Origin of the sequence: Streptomyces tyrfis, assembly GCF_037034285.1 — a bacterium.
Classification (GTDB): Bacteria; Actinomycetota; Actinomycetes; order Streptomycetales; family Streptomycetaceae; genus Streptomyces.
In genome coordinates this window covers 1-24,543 of sequence record NZ_JBAGJZ010000047.1, presented here as the reverse complement: position 1 = coordinate 24,543, position 24,543 = coordinate 1, and the positions used below count along the sequence as shown (strand labels likewise).

21 protein-coding genes and 2 tRNA genes are annotated in these 24,543 nt (G+C 72.0%); 15 read left to right on the top strand and 8 right to left on the bottom strand.

What is annotated here, in order from left to right; all coding sequences use genetic code 11:
- Positions 1 to 132 precede the first annotated feature (132 nt).
- Together WA762_RS28565 and WA762_RS28560 are read left to right on the top strand one after the other, a co-directional pair.
- Positions 133 to 501, top strand: coding sequence for a WhiB family transcriptional regulator (locus WA762_RS28565; RefSeq protein ID WP_335939399.1), 369 nt, complete (start codon positions 133 to 135; stop codon positions 499 to 501).
- Entirely contained in the window at positions 498 to 857 is a 360-nt protein-coding gene (locus tag WA762_RS28560) for a hypothetical protein (RefSeq protein ID WP_335939398.1), read from the top strand. Before WA762_RS28565 ends, WA762_RS28560 begins: the two co-directional genes overlap by 4 nt.
- A gap of 311 nt (positions 858 to 1,168) precedes the next feature.
- On the opposite strand, the gene WA762_RS28555 is transcribed toward WA762_RS28560, so the two are convergent.
- Entirely contained in the window at positions 1,169 to 2,788 is a 1,620-nt protein-coding gene (locus WA762_RS28555) for an AarF/UbiB family protein (RefSeq protein WP_335939397.1), read from the bottom strand.
- A gap of 41 nt (positions 2,789 to 2,829) precedes the next feature.
- Positions 2,830 to 3,975, bottom strand: a complete 1,146-nt coding sequence (locus tag WA762_RS28550) for a ThiF family adenylyltransferase (protein WP_335939396.1) — start codon at positions 3,973 to 3,975, stop codon at positions 2,830 to 2,832.
- A gap of 258 nt (positions 3,976 to 4,233) precedes the next feature.
- Between WA762_RS28550 and WA762_RS28545 the strand changes: the two genes are divergently transcribed.
- The 4 genes from WA762_RS28545 (at position 4,234) to WA762_RS28530 (ending at position 8,185) form a co-directional block, all read left to right on the top strand.
- Complete coding sequence (locus tag WA762_RS28545) at positions 4,234 to 4,857, top strand: M48 metallopeptidase family protein (RefSeq protein ID WP_335939395.1); 624 nt, start codon at positions 4,234 to 4,236, stop codon at positions 4,855 to 4,857.
- A 107-nt stretch (positions 4,858 to 4,964) separates the two neighbouring features.
- Positions 4,965 to 6,716 (top strand): TerD family protein, encoded by a 1,752-nt coding sequence (locus WA762_RS28540; RefSeq protein ID WP_335939394.1) that lies wholly within the window; start codon positions 4,965 to 4,967, stop codon positions 6,714 to 6,716.
- Positions 6,717 to 6,730: 14 nt separating this feature from the next.
- On the top strand, positions 6,731 to 7,411 hold the full coding sequence (locus WA762_RS28535; RefSeq protein WP_335939393.1) for an AIM24 family protein: 681 nt from the start codon (positions 6,731 to 6,733) through the stop codon (positions 7,409 to 7,411).
- Positions 7,412 to 7,429: 18 nt separating this feature from the next.
- The gene (locus WA762_RS28530) at positions 7,430 to 8,185 is read left to right on the top strand and encodes an AIM24 family protein (protein ID WP_335939392.1); all 756 of its coding nucleotides are present in this window, start codon (positions 7,430 to 7,432) and stop codon (positions 8,183 to 8,185) included.
- A 443-nt stretch (positions 8,186 to 8,628) separates the two neighbouring features.
- Here the strand turns inward: WA762_RS28530 and WA762_RS28525 are convergent, their stop codons facing one another.
- Complete coding sequence (locus WA762_RS28525; RefSeq protein WP_335939391.1) at positions 8,629 to 9,177, bottom strand: NUDIX hydrolase; 549 nt, start codon at positions 9,175 to 9,177, stop codon at positions 8,629 to 8,631.
- Positions 9,174 to 10,637, bottom strand: coding sequence for a zinc-dependent metalloprotease (locus WA762_RS28520; RefSeq protein ID WP_335939390.1), 1,464 nt, complete (start codon positions 10,635 to 10,637; stop codon positions 9,174 to 9,176). Before WA762_RS28520 ends, WA762_RS28525 begins: the two co-directional genes overlap by 4 nt.
- 190 nt (positions 10,638 to 10,827) lie before the next feature.
- On the opposite strand from WA762_RS28520, the gene WA762_RS28515 reads away from it, so the two are divergent.
- The 4 genes from WA762_RS28515 to WA762_RS28500 all read left to right on the top strand — a co-directional run bounded on the left by WA762_RS28515 (position 10,828) and on the right by WA762_RS28500 (position 14,170).
- Positions 10,828 to 11,970, top strand: a complete 1,143-nt coding sequence (locus tag WA762_RS28515; protein WP_335939389.1) for an SDR family oxidoreductase — start codon at positions 10,828 to 10,830, stop codon at positions 11,968 to 11,970.
- A gap of 162 nt (positions 11,971 to 12,132) precedes the next feature.
- Positions 12,133 to 12,603, top strand: coding sequence for a molybdenum cofactor biosynthesis protein MoaE (locus tag WA762_RS28510; protein ID WP_335939388.1), 471 nt, complete (start codon positions 12,133 to 12,135; stop codon positions 12,601 to 12,603).
- Between the two features lie 128 nt (positions 12,604 to 12,731).
- Complete coding sequence (locus tag WA762_RS28505; RefSeq protein ID WP_335939387.1) at positions 12,732 to 12,902, top strand: hypothetical protein; 171 nt, start codon at positions 12,732 to 12,734, stop codon at positions 12,900 to 12,902.
- A 179-nt stretch (positions 12,903 to 13,081) separates the two neighbouring features.
- The gene (locus tag WA762_RS28500; protein WP_335939386.1) at positions 13,082 to 14,170 is read left to right on the top strand and encodes a YlbL family protein; all 1,089 of its coding nucleotides are present in this window, start codon (positions 13,082 to 13,084) and stop codon (positions 14,168 to 14,170) included.
- Between the two features lie 53 nt (positions 14,171 to 14,223).
- Here the strand turns inward: WA762_RS28500 and WA762_RS28495 are convergent, their stop codons facing one another.
- Positions 14,224 to 14,781 carry a PPA1309 family protein gene (locus WA762_RS28495; protein WP_335939385.1) on the bottom strand — a complete coding sequence of 186 codons (558 nt, stop codon included), beginning with the start codon at positions 14,779 to 14,781 and terminating at the stop codon, positions 14,224 to 14,226.
- 137 nt (positions 14,782 to 14,918) lie between these two features.
- Between WA762_RS28495 and WA762_RS28490 the strand changes: the two genes are divergently transcribed.
- The 4 genes from WA762_RS28490 (at position 14,919) to WA762_RS28475 (ending at position 20,778) form a co-directional block, all read left to right on the top strand.
- Positions 14,919 to 17,891, top strand: coding sequence for a UPF0182 family membrane protein (locus WA762_RS28490; RefSeq protein WP_335939424.1), 2,973 nt, complete (start codon positions 14,919 to 14,921; stop codon positions 17,889 to 17,891).
- 67 nt (positions 17,892 to 17,958) lie between these two features.
- Positions 17,959 to 18,032 (top strand) — tRNA-Met (locus tag WA762_RS28485).
- A gap of 622 nt (positions 18,033 to 18,654) precedes the next feature.
- Positions 18,655 to 20,577 carry a tetratricopeptide repeat protein gene (locus tag WA762_RS28480; protein WP_335939423.1) on the top strand — a complete coding sequence of 641 codons (1,923 nt, stop codon included), beginning with the start codon at positions 18,655 to 18,657 and terminating at the stop codon, positions 20,575 to 20,577.
- 127 nt (positions 20,578 to 20,704) lie between these two features.
- Positions 20,705 to 20,778, top strand: a tRNA-Met gene (locus WA762_RS28475).
- Between the two features lie 153 nt (positions 20,779 to 20,931).
- Here WA762_RS28475 and WA762_RS28470 read toward each other — a convergent pair.
- Positions 20,932 to 21,351 carry a Fur family transcriptional regulator gene (locus tag WA762_RS28470; RefSeq protein WP_335939384.1) on the bottom strand — a complete coding sequence of 140 codons (420 nt, stop codon included), beginning with the start codon at positions 21,349 to 21,351 and terminating at the stop codon, positions 20,932 to 20,934.
- Between the two features lie 161 nt (positions 21,352 to 21,512).
- On the opposite strand from WA762_RS28470, the gene WA762_RS28465 reads away from it, so the two are divergent.
- Complete coding sequence (locus WA762_RS28465) at positions 21,513 to 22,964, top strand: catalase (RefSeq protein WP_335939383.1); 1,452 nt, start codon at positions 21,513 to 21,515, stop codon at positions 22,962 to 22,964.
- A 90-nt stretch (positions 22,965 to 23,054) separates the two neighbouring features.
- Here WA762_RS28465 and WA762_RS28460 read toward each other — a convergent pair whose 3' ends face one another.
- Positions 23,055 to 23,459, bottom strand: a complete 405-nt coding sequence (locus WA762_RS28460) for a CBS domain-containing protein (protein ID WP_335939382.1) — start codon at positions 23,457 to 23,459, stop codon at positions 23,055 to 23,057.
- 166 nt (positions 23,460 to 23,625) lie between these two features.
- Positions 23,626 to 24,429, bottom strand: a complete 804-nt coding sequence (hisN, locus tag WA762_RS28455) for a histidinol-phosphatase (protein WP_335939381.1) — start codon at positions 24,427 to 24,429, stop codon at positions 23,626 to 23,628.
- Positions 24,430 to 24,543: the final 114 nt, after the last annotated feature.

Genomic DNA, 24,543 nt, shown 5'->3' with positions numbered 1-24,543 from the left:
GTCCGAACGGATGAACAGCCCGTCCGTCCTTTCGGACGGACGGCGAGAAGGAGCCTCGGGACAAGCAACACCCGGTACCAGCCGCCCTCCGGCCCAACAGGCCGGAACGACCAGACGAGGACACCACCCGCCGTGCAACTCGACGCACACGCCCCGTCCGTACCGCCTTCCGACACGTTCCCGCCGCCCGGCCTCACGGAGGACCCCACCTTGACCCCCCTCACCGCGCTCACCGCGCTCGACGACGCCATCGAGAACCTCGGCGTTCCGGTGCCCTGCCGCTCCTACGACCCGGAGGTCTTCTTCGCCGAGTCGCCCGCCGACGTCGAGTACGCCAAGTCCCTCTGCCGCACCTGCCCGCTCGTCGAGGCGTGCCTCGCCGGCGCCAAGGAACGCCGCGAGCCGTGGGGCGTCTGGGGCGGAGAGCTCTTCGTCCAGGGCGTCGTCGTCGCCCGCAAGCGGCCCCGGGGCCGTCCGCGCAAGAACCCGGTAGCAGCGTGACCGCCGGGCTGGGAGTCACGGCTCCCAAACTCACGAAGCGCCTCGGAACCATCGACCGTCCCCACACCCACGATCCCCGAAATCAGGCACCAATGTCCGTCCCCACGAACGAGCCCGTCGGCTCCGCGACACCGAACGTCACGATCATCGGTGCGAACGATTCGCGCCAGAACAGGACCCGAGAAATGCAACTCATTCCAGAAGCCCTGGCGCGTGCCCATATGCACGAGCGCCTGAGGGAAGCGGACGCGCAGCGCTGGGCCGTGCGCCTGGTCAACGCGCGCCGCATGCAGCGGAGGGCCGAGCGCGTCTCGATGCGCGCCCGCCGCGCGCTGGCCATGGCCGTGATGCACTAGGCCGTGTCCGTCACCTGCCGTCCGCCGCACGAAGGGCGGAACGGCAGCGTGTGACGGACGCGGCCCGGACGCCGTCCGACGCGCCCCGTCCGGCCGACGACGCCTTGAACGCACGGCCTGCGCCGGGGGCCTCCGGCCGGGCGACCGCTCAGCCCGGCCGGATTCCCCGGCTCCCCCGCACCCCTTCCGTGGGGCCGGTCCATGTGGACCGGCCCCACGGTCGTTCGGGCCGGGCCGCGTTCCGCGAGCGGCGTCGTCGGCCCGGAGGGCGCGGCCCGTGGTGCGTGCGGCGCATCACGGCGATCGCGGGGTCATGACTCGGCCAGCACCCCCTTCGCCGCCGCCTTTCCAGCCGTTTTCCCGTGCGGCGCCTCCTCGGTCGGCTTCCCCTCCGCCGGCGACTCCTCGTCCGGCGCCTCCCGGTCCCGCGACTCCTGGGCCGGCACTTCCTGGGGCGGCCCCTCCTGAGCCTCTTGGCTCGGCGGTTCCTGCGCCGGTACCCCTGCCTCCGCCGGCTGCTCCTCGGCGGCCGGGGCATCCTGCTCGTCCTCCCACAGGAAGCCCGGCAGCCAGGACTCGAGTTCGTCGCGCAGCCGTACCGTCGCGCCCAGCTGGCACAGCACCCCGATCGTGCTCAGCGTCACCCGGTGTATCAGCAGATAGGAGGGCGGCAGATTCAGCTGCTTGCCCAGCTGATGGGCGGGGGAGCGGAGATCGGCGATCCGCGCCGCCTGGTTCCGCATCCAGCTCCGGGTGAAGGTGAACTCCTCCGCCCCGGCCGGTTCGATGATCGGGAGGAGATAGTCCAGCACCGCGTCCGGATCCAGATCGACCGATTCCTTGACGAAGCCCTCCTCGCGCAGCAGCTCGTACACCGCCTGTGCGTCACCCTCCAGCGCCAGCCGCAGCGAATCCCCGATCGGCTGCGGCAGACCACCCGGCAGCCGGTCCACCGTGCCGAAGTCCAGCACCCCGAGCCGCCACTCCCCGAAAGCGACGCTCTCGCCCCGCTCGCAGGGCCCGTCGTCCCCGTCGGCGTCGACCATGCCGTCCGCCGGGGGCAGCAGACGGAAGTTGCCGGGATGCGGGTCCGCGTGCAGCAGACCGGTGCGCGCCGGACCCGAGAAGAGGAAACGGGCCAGCAGCTGGCCGGCGCGGTCACGCTGCTCGGGCGTGCCCTCCGCGATCACGTCGGCCAGCGGAACGCCGCCCATCCACTCCGTCACCAGAACCTGGTCGGACTGGTGCACCACATCGGGGATCACCACGTCCGGGTCGGTCGCGAACTCCTCGGCATGGTCCTGCTGGGACCGTGCCTCCTGCTCGTAGTCCAGCTCCTCCGAGATCCGGTCGCGCAGCTCGGTGATGAGCGGCTTGATGTCCATCCCCGGGATCAGGGGGCCGAGCAGCCGGGCGAACCTGCTGAGTTGGGTGAGGTCCGTGAGCAACGCCTCCCCGGCGCCCGGATACTGCACCTTCACCGCGACGTCCCGCCCGTCGTGCCACACCGCCCGGTGCACCTGGCCGATCGACGCGGCGGCCGACGGCTTGTCCTCGAAGTCGAGGAACAAGTCCCGCCAGTCCGCTCCGAGCCGTTTCGCCAGCACCTCGTGCACCGTGCCGCTGGGCATCGGCGGTGCGGCGTCCTGAAGTTTGGTGAGCGCCGCACGGTATGGTCCGGCCAGCTCCTCGGGCAGCGCGGACTCGAAGACGGACAGGGCCTGGCCCAGCTTCATCGCACCGCCCTTCAACTCGCCCAAAACTTTGAAGAGTTGATCGGCCGTCCGCTGCTGCACCTCCCGGGCGACCAGCTCTGCGGACTTCCCGCCGATCCGCTTGCCCAGGCCCCAGGTCGCGCGGCCGGCGAACCCCAACGGCAGGGCCGCCAACTTGGCGGTACGCGTGACCGCTTTCCGGGGAAGATCAGACATGAGCCCCTCCATATCCCAGACCGCCGTACCGCGCGCGGCGGTTACCCGGCCATTGTGTCGTGCGCCGCGTCGACGCCGGAGGCGCGCTCCCCGACAGTGTGCCCAGCCGCGCCGCAGCGGCAGTCGGGATGGGGCGCGATCCGTTCCGAGCGCCAGTCCAACAGCGGCAGCGCCGTCTCCCAGCGCGTCCCCGTGCTGGCGGGCAGGTCCCCGTCCAGAAAGGACAGCGCATGGGCGGCCGCCAGTCCGGCCACCGCCGTCGCCAGCCCCAGATCGCAGGCCTGCACGGCGTTCCGGCGCCCGGAGCGCCACTGGGACAGCATCCTGGGCCACTGATGGTCCGCCGCCGCGCGGGTCAGCGCCAGACACTCCGCGCACGCCGTGCCCCCGGGCAGGACCAGGGGGCCGACCACTCCCGTGGCCTCCACCACCCCGGCGTAGAGGTGGGGGGTGCCGGAGGCGATCCATGATTCAGCCGACCGGGGGTCCGGGACGTACACCCCGAAGCCGTCCCGTGGAGCCACCACGATCAGCGAGAGCCCCGGCTCCCCGCTCTCCGGGGAGTTCGCCGCTTCCGCCGCCCGGACCGCCGCGCCCCCTGCCGACCTGCGCACCAGCTGCCGGGCGGCGGTGTCCCTGCGTTCCCCGATCGCCGTCGGCGGCAGGCCGCCGGGCGCCACGTCCCACGGCTCGGTGTGCCCCCCGTCCAGCACCTCGACCCGGCCCACCCCGGCCCCGGACAGCACCGCCGCGACCGCGGCGCCCACCCGCCCCGCCCCCCGGACCTGGACCCGCATCGCCCGGCGGGCCGCCAGCCGGCGCATGCCGCCGCCCGGCTCGGGGTGGACCACCGAGAGCGACGCCAGATCCGGACGGTGCCGCTCCAGGGCCCCGGGACGGCTCCGCAGCACATCGGTCTCCGGACCGACCGACCGCACGTCGTCGACCAGACCCGCATCGGTCAACCTGCGGATCAGGGTGTCCACTTGCCGGTCGGACAGGTCCAGCGCCCGTGCTTCCTCGCGCAGCAGCGGCAGGCCGCGCGTACCGTCGAGCAGCTCCAGGAAGCTGCTCGTCGCGATGTCCAAGGGGCCGAGCATCACCGCGTGGGCGGGTGTCACCCCGAATTGCACGGTCCCCCGGCCGCGCCAGGCACGGCGCAGCGCGGGCTTCAACATGGGATACACGGATTCCCCCGATCGGTGCTGTTCGGACAACGGCTGCCGTCTCGCCGGCCGCAGCCGCCGACTCGTGGCCGTACCCGGGCCACTGGTCGCACTGTTCGCGAGACGTGTTGCCAGAATGCGGGCCGGCGCCGAATCGCGCGGAAAGTTATCCACAGGTGCGGTGCATTAGTCGTTCAAATGGCGCACTCCGTGGAGTGGATCGATCGCGAACCGTCCGGAGGCGGGACTTCCTCCGCCGTGACCGGGTAACGTCATGGCGTGCCCGCCGACCCGTCACCCGGAATCGCCGGGGAGACCCCTGAGCGCAGCGCCCGAATCCGCCGGCGCGGCGCGGCGGACCGTCCACCCCGTGCGTCGGCGACGAGCGCGGTCGAGGTCCGCAGGAGCAACCGCCGCAGCAGAACGGTTTCCGCGTACCGCGAGGGGGACCGCACCATCGTGCTCATCCCGGCCCGGATGTCGAAGGCCGAGGAGCAGCGGTGGGTGGACGTGATGCTCGACAAGCTCGCGGCCCAGGAGAGCAGACGCGTCCTCGGCGACGGCGAACTCGCGGAGCGCGCCGAGCGGTTGTCCGCCCAGTACTTCGAGGGCCGGGCCAGACCGGTGTCGGTGCGGTGGGTGACCAACCAGAACACCCGCTGGGGCTCGTGTACCCCGGCGGAGGGCAGCATCCGGCTGTCGCACCGTCTCCAGGGCATGCCCGAGTACGTCGTCGACTACGTGCTGGTGCACGAGCTGGCCCATCTGCTGGTGCCCGGTCACGGCCCGCGATTCTGGCGGCTGCTGGAGGCGTACCCCCGCACCGAGCGGGCCCGCGGTTACCTGGAGGGCGTGGTGGCGGCCGACCGGCTGCCGTATCTGCCCGCCGCACGCGGTGAGTGACCTCCGGCGGTTGTGTACCGGATGTGTACCGCCTTGGTTCGCCGTCGAAGATTGCGGTTAGCCTGGCGCGACGTATTCACCTTCGGGATGGGGGACGGTCGTTACGCATGGCCAGGGAATTCCAGCGCGGCCACAAGGCCAGGATCGGCGATCTCACATCGGGGACGGACCTGTACGTGGGTGTGCAGATCGGTGGCCCGGGGCTGACCATCGACATCAGCTGCTTCGGCCTGGACGCCGACGAGCGGCTCTCCGACGACCGTTACTTCGTCTTCTTCAACCAGCCCAGATCGCCCGAGGAGTCCGTGCAGCTCCTCGGCCCCCAGGCCGGTGACACCGAGTCGTTCCGCGTCACCCTCGATCGCGTTCCCGGCCACATCCGCAAGCTGTCGTTCACCGCGGCGATCGACGGCGCCGGTCAGATGTCCCAGATCGGACCCGGATACATCCGGATCGTCGCCGGTGGCGAGGAAGTCGCCCGGTACGCCTTCGACGGCTCGGAGTTCACCACCGAGCGCGCCGTCATGCTGGGCGACTTCTACCTGAAGGACGTCTGGCGGTTCGCCGCCGTCGGCCAGGGCTTCGACGGCGGTCTCGAAGCGCTCCTGAAGAACTTCGGCGGCGAGGTCGCGGAGGAGGAGCCCGCCGCCCCCCAGCCGCAGCCGGCCGTGCCGGCGTTCGCGCCGCCCGCCCAGGCGGCCGCCCCCGCGCCGCCGTTCGCCGCCCCCGCGGCCCCGCAGGTCCCGCAGGCGTCACCGGCCCCCCAGGTCCCGCCGGCGCCCCTGCCGCCCCAGGTCCCGCACGCCCCCCAGCCGCCGGTGCCCGCTCCCGCCTTCGACGCCCCGCCGCCGCGGCCCGCCCCGGACTTCAACGCCCCGGCGGCCCCGCCCACCCCGCAGCAGATCCACAACGCGCCGACGATGGTGGCGCCGATGGCCCCCATGGCACCGCCGGGCGGTACCGTCCCGCCGCCCGCGCCCGCGCCCGCGCCGGCCCCGTACGGGCAGCCGCCCCAGCAGACGCAGTTCGGGCAGCCCCCCGGCCCGCCCCCGCCCCCTCCCGGCCAGCCGTTCCCCGCCCCGTACGGACAGCAGGCCCCCGCGCCCTACGGGCAGCAGCCGCCGGCTCCGTACGGCCAGCAGCCCCCGGGCATGGGCATGCCCCCTGGCGTTCCGCAGGGCGTGCCGCAGTCCGGCGGGGGCGGGCTCCAGGCGGCCGTCGACCTCTACAAGGAGGCGCCGACCGGCCTGCGCTGGACGGCTCAGAACCACCAGCTGATCCGGGTGGACCTCGGCCAGGACGGCGCCCCCGTCCTCGCCCGCCAGGGCAGCATGGTCATGTACCAGGGCAAGGTCGACTTCAGCTACAAGGGCGCGGGCTTCGCCGGCCGGATCGTGGGAAACGCCACCGGCCAGGAGATGCAGCTGATGCGCTGCACCGGCCGCGGCCAGGTCTTCCTCGCCGAGGACAGCGCCCATCTGCACCCCATCGAGCTCCAGGGCGACAGCATCTGCGTCTCGGCCGAGCGCGTCCTCGCCTTCGACGAGTCCCTCCAGTACGAGGTGCGGCGGATCGAGGGGCACGGGATCCCGGGCGGGGCGCTGTTCACCATGCTCTTCCAGGGGACCGGCACCGTGGTGGTGATGACGCACGGCACCCCGGTGGTCCTGCCCGTCACGCCGACGACCTTCGCCGATAGCGACGCCGTCGTGGCCTGGTCCGCCGCCTCCCAGGTGATCGTCTCCAGCCAGGTGCGGTTGCGCTACAACGCCTACCCGGGACACAGCGGGGAATCGGTGAACCTCCAGTTCCGGGGTGCGCCGGGCAACTTCATCGTCGTCCAGCCGTACGAGGTCTGAGGGAGGCCGAAGCAATGAACCAGCAGCTCGCGGGGTATGCCCCCGCACCGGTCACCGCCCGTATGGAGAACCACGGCAGCGCCATGCTGAAGGTGGCGATGGCCACGGGGCACGACCTCTTCGCCCGGGTCGGCTCGATGGTCGCGTACGAGGGCTTCATCCAGTACGAGCCGAATCCGTCCGCCGTCCGCCAGATCGCCCGCGACTGGATCACCGGCGAGGGCGCCCCGCTGATGAAGTGCAGCGGGGACGGCCTCCTCTACCTCGCCGACTACGGTGCGCACGTCGTCGTCGTCCACCTCGACAACGAGGCGCTGTCGGTCAACGGCACTAATGTCCTCGCCTTCGACGCCCAGCTCCAGTGGGGCGTCGAGCGGGTCAAGGGGCTCGCCAAGTTCACCGGGCAGGGCCTGTGGAACGTCTCCATCTCCGGCACCGGCTGGGTCGCGCTGACCTCGCGGGGCACCCCCGTCGTCGTCAACTGCGGCAGCGGTGAGGACGAGACCTACGTCGACCCCGACGCCCTCGTCGCCTGGTCCCCGAACCTCAAGGTGAAGGGCAAGCGGAGCTTCAAGGCGGCCTCCCTGATCGGCCGCGGCAGCGGCGAGGCGTTCCAGATGGCCTTCTCCGGCCAGGGCGTCGTCGTCGTACAACCCAGCGAGGACAGCACCGACCGCCTGCGGGCCCGGGGCTGAGGGGAGCGAGAGAAGACCATGCAGAGCCCGCTTTTCCAGCACACCGAACAGCAGTCCGCCGACCGGTACACCCTGCAGAACGCGCAGATGCTCCGGGTCGCGCTCGACGGCCGCGACGACGTCCTCGCCCGCAAGGGCAGCATGGTCGCGTACCAGGGCCTGATCGAGTTCGACGGGGAGTACCAGTCGCACGGGCAGCGGCATGCCCGCTCGCAGACCGGTGAGGGCCTGGACCTCATGCGCTGCTCCGGCCAGGGCACCGTGTTCCTCGCCAACCTCGCCCAGTACGTGCACGTGGTGGACGTCGACCACGACGGTCTGACCGTGGACAGCGCCTACGTCCTCGCGCTGGACTCCGGGCTGCACCACGAGGTCGTGGCCGTGGACAGCCAGTACGGCATCTCCGGCACCGGGAAGTACCAGCTCAACATCACCGGCAGCGGCAAGGTCGCCCTGATGACCTCGGGCCGGCCGCTGATGATGCAGGTCACGCCGGACAAGTACGTCAACGCCGACGCCGACGCCGTCGTCGCCTGGTCCGGCTCCCTGCGGGTGCAGATGCAGGCCCAGACGCACTCCTCGGGCGTCTGGCGTCGCCGCGGCCACACCGGCGAGGGCTGGGAGCTCAGCTTCCTCGGCCAGGGGTACGCCCTGGTCCAGCCCAGCGAGGTGCTGCCGCCGCAGAACGCGCAGATCGGGCAGGGAATCCGCGCGCAGTACGGAATGGGGCAGTACGGCGCCCACGGCCAGAACCAGAACAACGCCTGGGGCTGAGCCGCGCCGGCCCCTGCGCGGGAGGCGCATGCACGAGGCGGGCGGGAGCGGGTCCTCGAACCGCCCCACCCGCCCGCGCCGCCCTGCGGGCGCGCGGAGAGCTGCTAAGGGCTGTCCCGTAATCCGTGGTGGATCAGTGTGCGGCGCCAGATGAGGTGCATCGCAAGGCGGAGGGGCGCCCGCATACTGGACGTATGCGGGCGTTCCGACAACGCCGCGAGGCGCCGCAGCTTTCGTCGCACGCCCGCCAGGGATTACGGGACAGCCTTTAGGGGGCCTTTAGGGGGTGTCTGACATATACCTGCGGCGTGGCGGGGTCCGGCACGCACGCTTGCGGCGTTGCCGAACCGCCCACGTGGCTCCGCCACGCAGACGCTCCGGCGCCTTGCGATCGCACGCACCGGCCCCCGCTCCTTCTCCCGCACTCATTCATCAGACACCCCCTAGCCGCGCCGCTCCAGCGCGGCGCGGACGCGCGCCGTCAGGCGCACGACCGAGGCGTCCGCCACCGAGGGGACCTCGTCGTACGCGAACCAGCGCAGGTCCAGCGACTCGTCGCTGATCTGCTCCGTCGCCCCCGTGGGCGCCAGCGCCGCGTACTGCACGTCCAGGTGCCAGTGGCAGGGGGCGGGGATCCGGTGGCGGTCCAGCGTGACCGGGCCGCCCGGGAGCAGCGTCAGGCCGCCGATCCCGGACTCCTCGGTGGCCTCGCGCAGCGCTGCGGCGGCCAGGGCGCCGTCCTGCGGCTCGCAGTGGCCGCCCATCTGGAGCCACATCCGCAGCTTGCGGTGCAGGGTGAGCAGGACCCGGCCGCGCTCCGGATCCACGACCAGGGCGCTCGCCGTCAGATGCCCCGCCCCGCAGGCCTTCCACATGCCGTCCGGATGCCGGGCCAAGTGGTCCAGATAGACCTGGCGCAGCTCCTCCTGGACCGGGTCCGCCGCGTTCTCGTAGCGCTTGAGCACGAGAACGGCGTCATCGTGCAGGCTCACCGGTCGCTGTCGCCCTTGCCCTCGCCCTTGCCCTCGTTCCCGCCGTCGCCGGACCCACCGGGGCGGGCCTCGCCCGTCCCGGGCTCGGGCTTCTTCGGCTCCCGCGCGGCCTCTCCCAGCATCTTGTCCAGCTCCGAGAAGTCCAGATGCTCGCGGTGGACGAAACCGTCCGGGTCGTCCAGGTCGTCGGCGGTCGGCAGCATGTCGGGGTGCTCCCACAGCGCGTCGCGCCCGTCCAGACCGCGCGCGTCGGTGAGCGACGCCCACAGGCGCGAGGCGTCGCGCAGCCGCCGGGGACGCAGCTGGAGACCGATGAGCGTCGCGAACGTCTGCTCGGCCGGGCCGCCGGAGGCGCGCCGCCGGCGCATGGTCTCGCGCAGCGCGTCCGCCGAGGTCAGACGGGACTCGGCGGCCTCATGGACCACCGCGTCCACCCAGCCCTCGACCAGCGCGAGCGCCGTCTCCAGCCTGGCCAGGGCGGCCTTCTGCTCCGGGGTGTCCTCCGGCTGGAACATCCCCTGCTGAAGGGCGTCCTGCAGCTGCTCGGGCTGCGAGGGGTCGAACTGGCCGACCACGTCCTCCAGCTTGCTGGTGTCGACCTTGATGCCGTGGGCGTACCCCTCGACGGCGCCGAACAGATGCGACCGCAGCCACGGGACATGGGCGAAGAGCCGCTGGTGGGCGGCCTCGCGCAGCGCGAGATACAGCCGCACCTCGTCCTGCGGCACGCCGAGGTCCTTGCCGAACCGCTCCACGTTCAGCGGCAGCAGCGCCGCCTTGCCCGCCGGGCCCAGCGGGAGCCCGATGTCGGTGGAACCGACCACCTCGCCCGCGAGCACGCCGACCGCCTGCCCGATCTGCTGGCCGAACATCGCGCCGCCCATCGACCGCATCATGCCGATCAGCGGGCCGGCCATCGCCTGCATCTCCTCGGGCAGCACGTCGCCCATGGCCAGACCCACGCGCTCGGCCACCGGGTCGACCAGCTTCTGCCAGGCGGGGAGGGAAGCCTCCACCCACTCCGCACGGCTCCACGCCACCGCCGAGACCGAACCGGAGGGCAGCGACGTCACCCCGTCCAGCCACAGGTCGGCCAGGCGCAGCGCCTCGTCGACCGCGGACCGCTCGGCCGGGCCGACGCTCGCGTCCTTGCTGCCGTCGGGCGTGCCCTGCGCGACCGTCTGGCGAGCGATCTGCTTGGCCATGTCCCAGTTCACGGGACCGCCCTCGTAGCTCAGCATCTGGCCGAGCTGCTGGAAGGCCGCCCCCAGGTCGTTGGGGTTCATCGAGCCGAACATCGCCGCGAACGGGTTCTCCCCGCCCGCGCCGAGCCCGAAGCCGAACGGGCCCGCAGGACCGCCCGAGCCCCGCTCACCTCCGGTGGGGTCCTTCTTCTTGCCCTCGTCGCCGTTCTCCGGCTCCTCCGGCGGAAGGCCGAATCCGAATGGGGTGTCACTCACGGGTTTCCTCGGCTCTTAGGGCCGCCGGCGCGAACCGACGGCGACTGCCCGACATCACCATCCAGCGTAGACACCAAAAGTCCGCTCGGGGCCTCGTGCTCCTCGGCCCCAGGCCTGCGGCAGGATGGACGCCACCTGGTACGTACGCGTCATTCGGGTACGTACTGAAGACAACCTCTGGAGACGCCCGGTGAGTTCCCCAGATCCTCAGGTTCGCGCAGCGCGAAACCTGCCCGACCCCTCGACCGAGGAAAAACCCGCGCGGGGCCGCGCCGGGAGCCGCGGCCCCGTCGTCGCGGTCACCGGAGCCGCGCGCGGCGTCGGTGAGCTGCTCGCCGCGCGCCTCGCGGCCTCCGAGGAGATCAAGCGGGTCATCGCCATCGACGAGCGCCGCGGGGAGGTGTCCGAAGCGACCTGGCACATCCTCGACGTGCGGGACCCCGCCATCGCGGAGCGGCTGCGCGGCGCGGACGTCGTGGTGCACCTCGCGCTCGACCTCGATCTGGAGACCGACCCCGCCGCCCGCACCGCCTACAACGTGCGCGGGACCCAGACCGTGCTCACCGCCGCCGCCGCGGCCGGGGTCCACCGGGTCGTGCTGTGCACCTCGGCCATGGTCTACGGGGCGCTGCCCGACAACGACATCCCGCTCTCCGAGGACGCCGAGCTGCGCGCCACGGCCGAGGCCACCGGCGTCGGCGACCTCCTGGAGATCGAACGCCTCGGCCGCCGCGCGCCGCGCGCCCACCCCGGGCTCAACGTGACCGTGGTCCGGCCCACCGTCCTGGTCGGCGGCACCGACACCGCGCTGACCCGCTACTTCGAGTCGCCGCGCCTCCTGGTCGTCGCCGGATCGCGCCCCGCCTGGCAGTTCTGCCATGTCGAGGACCTGGTCACGGCCCTGGAGTACGCGGCGCTGGAGAAGATCGACGGGGAGTTCGCGGTCGGCTGCGACGGCTGGCTCGAACAGGAGGAGGTCGAGGAGCTGAGCGGGGTCCGCCGGATGGAACTGCCCTCCGCGGTGGCCCTCGGCGCCGCCGCCCGGCTGCACCGGATCGGGCTCACCCCGTCCCCCGCGGGCGACCTGGCGTACACCATGCACCCCTGGGTGGTCAGCGTGAGCCGGCTGCACGATGTGGGCTGGCGTCCGAGCTGGACCAACGAGGAGGTGCTCGCCGCGCTCCTGGAGGAGGTGGCGGGCCGGCACACCGTCGCCGGCCGCCGCCTCGGCCGCAAGGACGCGACCGCGGCGGGCGCGGCGGGCGCCACCGTGGCGCTGCTCGGCACCGCCGCCCTGGTCCGCAGGGCGCGCAAGGCCCGCCGTCGCATCTGAGCCGGGCGGCCGGGCGCCGCGGTCTCCGGCCCGGCAGGCCGTCCCGCGCCCGGCGGCCGGCGGTGCCGGAGCCCGGAGGACTCCCGGATTCCGGGGCGGGGGAGGAGACCGCCGGGGGAACCGCTGTCGCCCTCGCCGGCGCGGTACGGCAGCATGGGCCCCATGGCTCCCAAGGCTCCTCCGTACCACCACCCCGGCGAGTGGGCGGCGGCCGACCCCGTCAGGCTGCTGGCGATCCGCGACACGCCGTTGTCGGTCGACGAGGTCCTCCGCGCCGTCGGGGACGACGCCGCGGGGGGCACGGCGCTCTTCGTCGGCACGGTGCGCGACCACGACGGCGGGCAGGACGTCAGCGCGCTCGCGTACTCCTGCCATCCCTCGGCGGCGGACGAGCTGCGCCGGGTGGCCGAGAAGGTCGCGGCGGAATTCCCGGTCCGGGCGCTTGCCGCCGTCCATCGTGTGGGTGACCTCCGAGTGGGGGACCTCGCGGTCGTCGTCGCGGTCTCCTGCCCGCACCGCGCGGAGGCGTTCGAGGCGTGCCGCAAGCTCATCGACGACCTCAAGCGCGAGGTTCCGATCTGGAAGCACCAGCGGTTCTCGGACGGCACCGAGGAGTGGGTCGGCGCCTGCTGATCGCAAGCCGATCGGGTGGTTGTCCGCCCCGATTTGCGTAATCGACCCCCTGCGGAGAGCGTTAGTCATGCAGACGGTTAATCTGCTGATCGGCCAGTTGCGGTCGCTCATGGGGCAGGGAGGTCGTAATGGCGGCACTCGCTTGGCTGTTGATTCCGCTTTTTGCCGCGCTCGGCGCAGGGATATGGGGAAGCTGGGTCACCCGCCACCACACAGCCGGTGATGTCTCAGAACTCGCCGGCTATGCGCGGTTCCGTGAAGCGATGGAGAAATCGCATTCCGGTTCCGATGTCGTCTGACCTCATGTCCGCCGCGCGGAGCCTCGTCGGACCGTACGCGATCGCCAAGCCGCCGCGCGTTCCCGGCCGCCGGCGACCTCCGGGGCGGCAGCGCGCCGGGCGCTCTCCGTCGCCCGGGAGCGCTTCCCGGGGATCGGCCCGGACGGCGCACTGACAGACCCTTCCCGTACTGTCGTTCCATGCCACGCCGCACGGCGACGATGCTCGCCTCCACCCTGATCCTCATCGCGCTGCTCTGCGCGGGCCTGTTGATCAAGGTGCCCTATTCGGAGATGTCTCCGGGGCCGACCGTGAACACACTCGGCAAGGTCAAGGGCGAGCCGGTTCTGCAGATCTCGGGGCACAAGACGTATCCGACGTCGGGCCACCTCAACATGACCACGGTCAGGGTCACCGGCGCCGACTACCGGATGACGCTCGGCGAGGCCGTCTACCGCTGGCTCTCCCACAGCAGCCTGGTGGTGCCGCACGAGACGCTCTACCCCGACGGCAAGACCGAGCAGCAGTCGACGCAGGAGAACGCCGAGGAGTTCACCCAGTCCCAGGAGAGCGCCAAGGTCGCGGCCCTCACAGAGCTGCGCATCCCGGTGGAGTCGCGGGTGGTGGTCTCCAGCGTGGTCAAGGGCAGCCCCGCCCAGGGCAGACTGCACGCGGGCGACGTGATCCAGCGGGTCGACGGAACGGAGGTCGAGCAGCCGCAGGACGTCGCGAAGCTCGTCACCCGGCACAAGCCCGGCGAGGACGTCGCCTTCACGGTGATCCCGGCGAAGACGGCGCAGGCCGCCGAGAAGGCCGGCCGCAAGCCCGAGGGCAGCCGCGAAGTCGTCATCACCACGGTGAAGGCCCCCGGGGACGACCGCGCGATCGTCGGCATCCAGGCCGGGGCGGACCACACCTTCCCGTTCCGGATCGACATCGAGCTCGCCGACGTCGGCGGGCCCAGCGCCGGGCTGATGTTCTCCCTCGGCCTCATCGACAAGCTGTCGCCCACCGACCTGACCGGCGGCAAGTTCATCGCGGGCACCGGCACCATCGACGACAAGGGCAGAGTCGGCCCGATCGGCGGCATCACCATGAAGCTGGTCGGCGCGCGCGACGCGGGCGCCCGCTACTTCCTCACCCCGGCCGCGAACTGCAAGGCCGCCGCCTCCGACACCCCCGGCGGGCTCACGCTCGTCAAGGTGAAGACGATCGGCGACGCGAGGAAGTCGCTGGAGAAGATCCGGACGGGGGACACGGCCGACCTGCCGAGCTGTTCGGCGGGCTGACCGCGCCCCGCGCCCCGCGCGCGGCCGGGTCCCCCGGCGGAGGCGTGGCGGGATCAGTCCTCGAAGGTGGCGGCCAGCGCCTCGGCCAGCCCGGGCACCAGCCCGGCACCGGTCCGCACCTCGCTCGGGGAGTCCTTCTCGCGCAGCCGCACCGCGCACTCGCGCGAGCCGTCCCGGAGGGCGGCCACGGTCATCCGCACCTCCTGACGCTCCGGGTGCTTCGCGACCCACTTGGCCAGCTGGGCCTCGCCGAGCCCCTCGGGCACGGACGCCTCGGCGGACGGCGGCAGCATCAGCCGCTCCACCGTCATCGCGCAGCCGGCCACCGCGTCGGGCCAGGCGATCGTGGCGAGGAAGTCGTCCAGGGCGGTGCCCGCCGGGAGCTCTTCCTGCTCGACGGGGGTGAGGGAGGAGGCGGGGGCATCGGCGTCCAGGCCGAGCTGGGAGGCCAGACCGGGCTCCTGGGCCCGCAGCCGGGCGGTGTCGACGAGAGCGAAGAGCCGGGCCGGCTGGTCCCAGCCGAGGCCGGAGACGTACTCGTCGATCTCCAGCACGGCGACGGTCAGGGGGCTCGCGGCCATCGGGGGGCCTGAGGCGGAAACGTTGGGCATGACCAATATCCTGCCTCCTTCCGCCCCGGTATCGGGAACTAGGTAAAGCGTCAGTAAGTTGCATAGGTGGGTCCGACTACCGCCGGGCCCGCTCCATACGACCCGCGAACTACGAGGTGCGCACGTTGGCTTTCCAGATGCCGGACCGCGGCGGAGGCCCGACCGGGCCACGGATCAGAGTCGGCCGCCCGTCCCGGCGCGCCCGTACCCTGCTGATGACGCTCGGCGTCCTGGCGGTCCTCGCCATGGCGTTCGTCATGTTCGCCGGGTTCTGGACGGACTGGCTCTGGTACAGGTCGGTCTCCTACTCGTCCGTCTTCACCACCACCCTGTGGACCAAGATCGGGCTGTTCCTCGTCTTCGGGCTGCTGATGGCGGTCGTCGTCGGGCTGAACATCTGGCTCGCGCACCGGCTCCGGCCGCCGCTGAGCGCGATGTCCCTGGAGCAGCAGAGCCTGGACCGCTACCGGATGAGCCTCGCGCCCTACAAGAAGTGGGTGCTGCTCGCGATCACCGCCCTCGTCGGGCTGATCGCCGGGGCGTCCGCCTCCGGTCAGTGGCGCACCTGGCTGATGTATGTGAACGGCGTGGCCTTCGGCCAGAAGGACCCCCAGTTCCACCTGGACGTCTCGTTCTACGCCTTCGACCTGCCCTGGTACCGCTTCCTGCTGGGCTTCGGCTTCGCGGCCACGGTGCTCTCGCTGATCGCCGCCGCGCTGACCCACTACCTGTACGGCGGGCTCCGCGTCACCAGCCCCGGCGCGCGGGCGACCGGCGCGGCCACCGGCCACCTGTCGGTGCTGCTCGGCGTCTTCGTCTCGCTGAAGGCCGTGGCGTACTGGCTCGACCGCTACGGCCTGGCCGTGAAGTCCAGTGACTTCAAGGCCACGGACAACTGGACGGGCCTGCGGTACGTCGACGCCAACGCCTACCTGCCGGCGAAGACCATCCTGTTCTGCATCGCCGCGATCTGCGCCGTGCTGTTCTTCGCGACGCTGTGGCGCCGCACCTGGCAGCTCCCTGTGATCGGCTTCGGCCTGATGGTGCTCTCGGCGATCCTGATCGGCGGGCTGTACCCGGCGATCGTGCAGAAGTTCCAGGTCCAGCCGAACGAGCAGGCCAAGGAAGCCCCGTTCATCCGGAAGAACATCGAGGCGACGCGCCAGGCGTACGACATCGACCGGGCGCAGGTCCAGGACTACGCGGGCAAGAGCACCACGGAGGACGACAACAGGCTGCGCGCGAGCGCGGACACCGCCGCCAGCTACCGCGTGATGGACCCCAACGTCGTCTCCCCGGCCTTCCAGCAGCTCCAGCAGAAGCGGAACTACTACCAGTTCCCCAAGACGCTGGACGTGGACCGCTACAAGGACGCCACGGGCAAGGACCAGGACACGGTCATCGGTCTGCGCGAACTCAACATCGACGGCATCCCCAAGCGCAACTGGATCAACGACCACTTCACCTACACCCACGGCTACGGCGCCATCGCGGCCCGGGGCACCACCACGGGCAAGAACCCGAAGGGCTCCCCGGACTTCACCGAGTCCGGCCTGCCGACCTCGGGCGGTCTGGGCTCGTACGAGCAGCGGATCTACTACGGCGAGAAGACCGAGCAGTACTCCATCGTCGGCGGGCCCCAGAAGGAGCTCGACTACGAGGAGGACGGCGAGAAGACCACCAGCTACCAGGGCGGCAGCGGGGTCAGCCTCTCCAACACGTTCAACCGCGCCGCGTACGCGGTGGCGTTCAGCGAGCCGCAGATCCTCTACTCGGGCGCCATCGGCGACGGCTCGCGGATCCTGTACAACCGCACGCCCAAGGAGCGCGTCGAGGCCGTCGCCCCGTGGCTGACCATCGACGGCGACGCCTACCCGGCCGTGGTGAAGGGCCGCATCCAGTGGGTCGTCGACGCGTACACCACCACCAACGGGTACCCGTACGCCTCGCGGACCACGCTCGGCGACACCACGGCCGACTCGCTGACCACCAACCAGCGCGCGGTCGTCGCCCAGCAGAACCAGGTCAACTACATCCGGAACTCCGTCAAGGCCACCGTCGACGCCTACGACGGCACGGTGAAGCTCTACGAGTGGGACACCGAGGACCCGGTCCTCAAGACCTGGCGCAAGGCGTTCCCGGGAACGGTCCAGCCCAGGGCCGACATCCCGCAGGAGCTCCAGGAGCACCTGCGCTACCCGCAGGACCTGTTCAAGGTGCAGCGGGAGCTGCTCACCCGCTACCACGTCACCAACCCCGCGCAGTTCTACAGCGGAAGTGACGCGTGGCAGGTCCCGGACGACCCGACCAACAAGGACTCGGGCTCCGTCCCGCCGTACTACCTGAGCATAAAGATGCCGGACCAGGCGGCCCAGAAGTTCTCGCTGACCACCACGTTCACCCCGAAGGGCCGTCCCGACCTCGGGGCGTTCATGGCGGTGGACGCGGACGCGGCCAGCAAGGACTACGGCACGATACGACTGCTCAGGGTCACCAGCACGGTGAAGGGCCCGGGCCAGGTGCAGAGCGAGCTCAACGGCAACGACGACGTCGCCGAGTTCGTGCGGAACCTCAAGGGCACCGACTCCGACATCGAGTACGGCAACCTGCTGACCGTGCCGCTGGAGGGCGGGTTCCTCTACATCGAGCCGGTGTACACCCGCGGTGGCACGCAGAACTACCCGCTGCTGCGCAAGGTCGCCGCCTCGTACGGGTCGAAGACCGTCTTCAAGAACAGCCTCGGGGAGGCGCTCGACGAGGTCTTCGGCGTGACGGGCTCGGGCAACACCCAGCCGCCGGAGGAGACCACCAGACCCCCGGGCGAGACCACGCAGCCCCCGGCCACCGGTGAGGCGGCGCTGAAGAAGGCGATCGCCGACGCGCAGGCGGCGTACGCGGAGGGCGAGGCGGCCCTGAAGAAGCAGGACTGGACCGCCTACGGCAAGGCCCAGGCGGATCTCCAGAACGCGCTGGAGCGCGCGGCGGCGGCCCAGCCCAAGGCGGGCGGCGGTCCGGGCGGCTCCGGCGACGGGGCCGCCAAGCCGGGGGCCGGCCAGTCCGCCGAGCCGGGGGCCGATCAGGCGGCCGCACCGGGAGGCGACGGCGGCTGACGCGCCCGGTGGCCGGGTGACCGGGTAAAGGCCCGCCCCGCGTCGTGGTACGGTTTCCACACAACGACGCGGGGTGGAGCAGCTCGGTAGCTCGCTGGGCTCATAACCCAGAGGTCGCAGGTTCAAATCCTGTCCCCGCTACTGACGACGAAGGCCCGGATCCTTTCGAGGATCCGGGCCTTCGTCGTGCCGTGACGGCTTTCTTGTGCAGCCTCTGTGAAGGGTGCTTCGCGGGGCGCGAGTTGGGCCCGAACGTGTTTGACTTGTCTCTCTGTGGGCATGTCGACAAAACGCTGTAGTGACCTCACAAGCCTCGGTTTACGGGTGTGCGTGGGTTGCAGGCGGTGCGACGATGATATTTATGGGGGACAGGGCAACTCTGTTGGAGACAGGGCGGTTTGTGCGGCGCCGCGTTCATCGGGCGGATAGCGTGGTGAATGCGGCTTTCGGCGTTTCTGCCGCGGACAACAGCGAGACCACCGAGACCACTGGGACGACGACCGAGACCACCGCGACTGCTGAGGCCACTGGGGCCGACGAGACCGCCGGGACCGACGAGACCGCCGGGACCGACGAGACCGCCGGGACCGACGAGACCGCCGGGACCGACGAGACCACGGGGACTGCCGAGACTGCGGGGTGTGCCGCGACCGTCGAGAGCACAGAGCCGGAGAACCGTACCGGGGCCGGGCGCGCGGAAGGCGTCAGGAACGCGGCCGGTGCGGGGGGCGGCGGCGGCCCGGCGACGGGCACACGGCACGCGATGGGCCCGCGGCGCGCGTCGGGCCCCGGCACCGCGACCGGCCTTCGCGCCCCCGGCGCCCACGACGCCTCCCGGGCCCGGGCCGACCAGGACCCCTCGGAGAGCCCGGAGAGCGACGAGAACGAGGCCCGTCACCGCCGCGCCGCCGACGCCGGTGACACCACGTCGATGAGCACCCTCGGCGCGCTGCTGCTGCGACGCGGCGACCTGGACGGCGCCGAGCACTATCTGCGCGCCGCCACCGCCGACGGCGACCGGGCCGCCGCCAACAACCTGGGCGTCCTCCTCCACCAGCGCGGCTACACCGACGACGCGGCCGACTGGTGGCGCATCGCGGCCGTCGCGGGCTCCGCCGCCGCCGCGCACTCCCTGGGCCGTCACTACCGCGAGCGGGGGGACGAGCCCGGCGCCGAGTACTGGCTCCGCCAGTCCGCCGAGCAGGGCCACGCGCTCGGCGCCTACGCCCTCGCCGACCTGCTGGAGCACCGGAGCGACGTGGGCGCCGAACGCTGGCTGCGCGTCGCCGCCGAGCAGGGGCACCGGGAGGCCGCCTACCGGCTCGCGCGGCTGCTGGACCCGGACGCCGACGACGACCCGGACGACACGGCCTTCCGCCGCCGCCAGGGCCCGCGCCACGCCACGATGGGACGTTCGGCCACCATGGGCGGCTTCGCGGTGCGCAAGGGCGGACCGGTGGCCGGCGCCCCGGCCGGGCGGGCCGGCGAGGCGGAGCAGTGGTACCGGCAGGCCGCCGCGCGCGGCCACCAGCGGGCCGCCCTGCGCCTGGGCGCCCTCCTGGAACAGCGCGGCGAGCCCAAGGAGGCCGGCCGCTGGTACCTCATCTCGGCGAAGGCGGGCGAGCCGCGGGCCGCCTGCGCCCTCGGCTTCCTGCTCCGCGACGCGGGCGACGTGGAGAGCGCCGCCGTGTGGTGGCTGCGCGCCGCCCAGGACGGCGACGGGAACGCCGCCAACGCCCTCGGGGCCCTGCACGCCGCCCGCGGCGAGCAGCAGACCGCCGAACGCTGGTACCGGGCGGCCATGAACGCGGGCGACGTCAACGGCTCCTACAACCTCGGGCTGCTCTGCGCGGCCCAGGACCGCACGCCGCAGGCCGAGCAGTGGTACCGCCGCGCCGCGTACGCGGGCCACCGCGAGGCCGCCAACGCGCTGGCCGTGCTGCTGCTCCAGGCCGGCGACGCGGCCGGGGCCGAACCCTGGTTCTCCAAGGCGGCCGAGGCAGGCAGCGTCGACGCCGCCTTCAACCTCGGCATCCTCTACGCCGGACGCGGCGAGGAGCGCATGGCGCTGGTCTGGTACGAGCGCGCCGCGGCGGCCGGGCACACGGAGGCCGCGCTCCAGGTCGGCATGGCCCTGCTGCACCGCGGCGAGGAGCAGGAGGCCGAACGCCATCTGCGCTGCGCCGCGGGCGGCGGCAGCGCGGAGGCCGCGTTCCGGCTCGCCGGGGTGCTGGACTCCCGGCAGCCGCCGCCCGGCCCGCCCGCGCTGGGCGAGGCGGTGCCGGTGAAGACCGAGTGCGAGGAGTGGTACGAACGGGCCGCCGAGCAGGGCCACCGCCGCGCCCAGGTGCGGGTGGGGATGCTCGCGGCGGCGCGCGGCGACATCGACAGCGCGGCCCGCTGGTACCGCGAGGCGGCCGAGGCGGGCAGCCGCAACGGGGCCTTCAACCTGGGCCTGCTGCTGGCCCGCGAGGGCAGTGAGCGGGAGGCCACGCTGTGGTGGGTCCGGGCCGCGAACGAGGGGCACGGCCGCGCCGCCCTGCGGCTGGCCCTGCTGGCCGCCCGCCGGGGCGAGCTCACCGAGGGGCAGCGCTGGTGCGCTCGGGCGGTCGAGCTGGGGCCGGCCGAGGTCGCCGAGCGGGCCGCCCGGCTGAGGGAGGCGCTCCACCAGGAACTCACCGCGTGAGGTCCGCGGCCCCGGAACCCGGCGCGCCGGGCCGCGACTCCGGTGGGTGACCGCGCGCCGCAGCCGGGGCCGCCGGAGCTGATTTGCGCCGGTCGGGAGCGGTGACGTACGGTGGGGAACACAACGACGCGGGGTGGAGCAGCTCGGTAGCTCGCTGGGCTCATAACCCAGAGGTCGCAGGTTCAAATCCTGTCCCCGCTACTGAAAGCCTGAGGCCGGATCCTTCAAGGATCCGGCCTCAGGTGTTTTTCCGGGTGCTCTGCGGGCCAGGGGCGCGGGTGCATCGACGTCGGAGCCGGAGCCGCAACCGGTGCCGAAAACGGGGGGAGCGGTCGGAGGGCGGCCGGGCGGCCGTCAGCTCGTGGCCGCGCAGCTCGGGCAGATGCCGCGGTAGGTCACCTCGACGTCGGACACCGTGAAGCCGAACCGCTCGTCCTTCGGCAGGTCCGCCAGCGGGTCGCCCGCCGGGTGCACGTCGCGGATCGTGCCGCAGCGCGCGCAGACCAGGTGGTGGTGCGGCCGGTGCGCGTTCGGGTCGTAGCGCTTGGCGCGGCGGTCGGTGGTGACCTCGATGACCTCGCCCAGCGTCACCATCTCGCCCAGGGTGTTGTACACGGTGGCGCGGGAGATCTCCGGCAGCCTGGCGACGGCCCGGGCGTGGACCTCGTCGGCCGTCAGGTGCACATGATCCCCGTCGAGGACCTCCGCCACGACGCGCCGCTGGGCGGTCATGCGCCAGCCGCGTCCACGAAGTCGTTCCAGCAGGTCACTCATAAGCACAAGCCTAACAGTGGGGGGACCAGGTCCCGAACGAGTGCGACTTTGGATGTTCCCTTGACTTGGACTAAGTCCATTGTAGGATCGACCTCGGCATACGCCAAGGGACAGGCTGTGCGAGACATGACGAATGAGCAGGAACGACGCAGGAGGCGCACGTGACGCAGGGACCGCTCACCACTGAGGCCGGGGCGCCGGTCGCCGACAACCAGAACAGCCAGACCGCGGGCGTCGGCGGTCCCGTGCTGGTGCAGGACCAGTCGCTGCTGGAGAAGCTCGCGCACTTCAACCGCGAGCGCATCCCGGAGCGCATCGTGCACGCCCGGGGCGCCGGCGCGTACGGCACGTTCACGCTGACCCGTGACGTCTCGCAGTGGACGCGGGCGAAGTTCCTCTCCGAGGTCGGCAAGCAGACGGAGACGTTCCTGCGCTTCTCGACCGTGGCGGGCAACCTCGGCGCGGCCGACGCGGTGCGCGACCCCCGCGGCTTCGCGCTGAAGTTCTACACCGAGGAGGGCAACTACGACCTCGTCGGCAACAACACCCCGGTGTTCTTCATCAAGGACGCCATCAAGTTCCCCGACTTCATCCACACCCAGAAGCGCGACCCGTACACCGGCTCGCAGGAGGCGGACAACGTCTGGGACTTCTGGGGTCTGTCGCCCGAGTCGACCCACCAGGTGACCTGGCTCTTCGGCGACCGAGGTATCCCCGCCTCGTACCGCCACATGAACGGCTACGGCTCGCACACGTACCAGTGGAACAACGAGGCCGGCGAGGTCTTCTGGGTCAAGTACCACTTCAAGACCGACCAGGGCATCAAGAACCTCACCCAGGCGGAGGCCAACAAGCTCGCCGGCGAGGACCCCGACAGCCACCAGCGCGACCTGCGCGAGGCGATCGAGCGCGGCGACTTCCCGACCTGGACCGTGCAGGTCCAGATCATGCCGGCGGCCGAGGCGGCCACGTACCGCTTCAACCCGTTCGACCTCACCAAGGTGTGGCCGCACGAGGACTACCCGCCGATCGAGATCGGCAAGCTGGAGCTCAACCGCAACCCGGAGAACATCTTCGCCGAGGTCGAGCAGTCGATCTTCAGCCCCGCGCACTTCGTGCCGGGCATCGGCCCGTCCCCGGACAAGATGCTCCAGGGCCGTCTCTTCGCCTACGGCGACGCGCACCGCTACCGCGTCGGCATCAACGCCGACCACCTGCCGGTGAACCGCCCGCACGCCACCGAGGCGCGCACCTACAGCCGCGACGGCTTCCTGTACGACGGCCGCCACAAGGGCGCGAAGAACTACGAGCCGAACAGCTTCGGCGGACCGGCCCAGACCGACCGGCCGCTGTGGGGGCCCATGCCGGTGACGGGCGACATCGGCACGCACGTGGCCCCCAGCCACGCCGAGGACGACGACTTCGTGCAGGCCGGCAACCTCTACCGGCTGTTCTCCGAGGACGAGAAGGCCCGGCTGGTCGAGAACCTGGCCGGGTTCATCGCCAAGGTCTCGCGCGACGACATCGCCGAGCGCGCGATCAACAACTTCCGCCAGGCGGACGGTGACCTCGGCAAGCGTCTGGAGGCCGCGGTCCAGGCCCTGCGCGGCTGATCCGGGCGTCTGCCGACGACGGCGGGCCGGGCTCCTCCTCCAGGAGGGGCCCGGCCCGCCGCTCGTTCCCGGGCTCGGCCGGGGGCCGGTTCAACCGACGAGTTTCACGCGGTGCCGGCGTCTGGCGGGCGTCCAGCAGCGCAGGATGTCGCGGACCGAGACGATGCCGACGGGGCCGTGGTCGTCCATCACGATCAGATGGCGGAACCCGCCGTGCGTCATGGCCTCCGCCGCCTCCTCCAGCGTCCAGGTGGGGGCCGCGAAGACCACGTCGGTGGTGGTGTGGCCGGCGGCGGTCTCGGTGTCGGGATTCTGCCCCGAGCCGACCGCGTTCAGGATGTCGCGCTCGGTGAGAATGCCGAGCCCGCTGTTGTCCTGGTCGAGGACGACCGCCGCCCCGATGCGGCGCACCGACATCAGCCGGGCGGCCTGGCGGAGCGTATGGGCCGGTCCGATGGTCAGGACCAGCGTGCTCATGGCGTCACGGACGAGCATGTGGGGAGCCACCTCCTTCGTGAAGCGGCCCGCGGACCGATTCACAATTTCACAAGCTGGGCGGACTCTCAGAGTTGCACCGATGCGGAAGCGCAACAAGGGGGGAACGGGGCCGTCCGAGGGGCGCGTGGTGGTGCGCGACGCCCCTCGGGGGGCGCGGCCGGGGTCAGGGGCGTCCGCCGAGGTGGCCGAGCAGCTCCTCGTGCAGCAGTCCGTTCGACGCCGCGGCGTTGCCGCCGCCGGGGCCGGGGACGCCGTCGAGGCTGGTGAACACGCCGCCCGCCTCCTGGACGACGATGGCGTTCGCGGCCATGTCCCAGAGCGAGAGCTCCGGCTCCGCGCAGATGTCGACCGACCCCTCGGCGACCATCATGTACGGCCAGAAGTCCCCGTAGCCGCGGGTGCGCCAGCAGGCCCTGGCCAGGTCCAGGAAGCCGTCGAGCCGGCCGCGCTCCTCCCAGCCGTCCAGCGAGGAGTACGCGAACGAGGCGTCCGCGATCCGCCCCACCTTCGACACCTGGAGCCGGGTGGCGGAGGTCAGACTGCGCCCGGTGTACGCCCCGGCGCCTTTCGCCGCCCACCAGCGCCGGTTCAGCGCGGGCGCGGAGACCACGCCGACCACGGGCTGGAAGTCTCCCCGCTCGTCGGCTTCCATCAGGGAGATCAGCGTCGCCCAGACCGGCACGCCGCGCACGTAGTTCTTGGTGCCGTCGATCGGGTCGACGACCCAGCGCCGCGGGCCGGTGCCCTCGACCCCGAACTCCTCGCCCAGGATCGCGTCGCGCGGGCGCGCCCGGTGGAGGTGACCGCGGATCAGCTCCTCGGCGGCCTTGTCGGCCTCGCTCACGGGGGTCATGTCCGGCTTGGTCTCGACCTTGAGGTCCAGGGCCTTGAACCGGTCCATGGTCGCGGCGTCGGCGGCGTCCGCCAGCACATGGGCGAGGCGCAGGTCATCGTGGTAATCGGGCATGTCGTCACAGTATCGACCGCGGGTGAACGGGACCACACGGCCCGGTGGCCGGCCGGACGGCGGACGCCGGCAGGGAACCGCGGGGGCCCCCCCCGGGCCGCGGGGCCCGCCCCC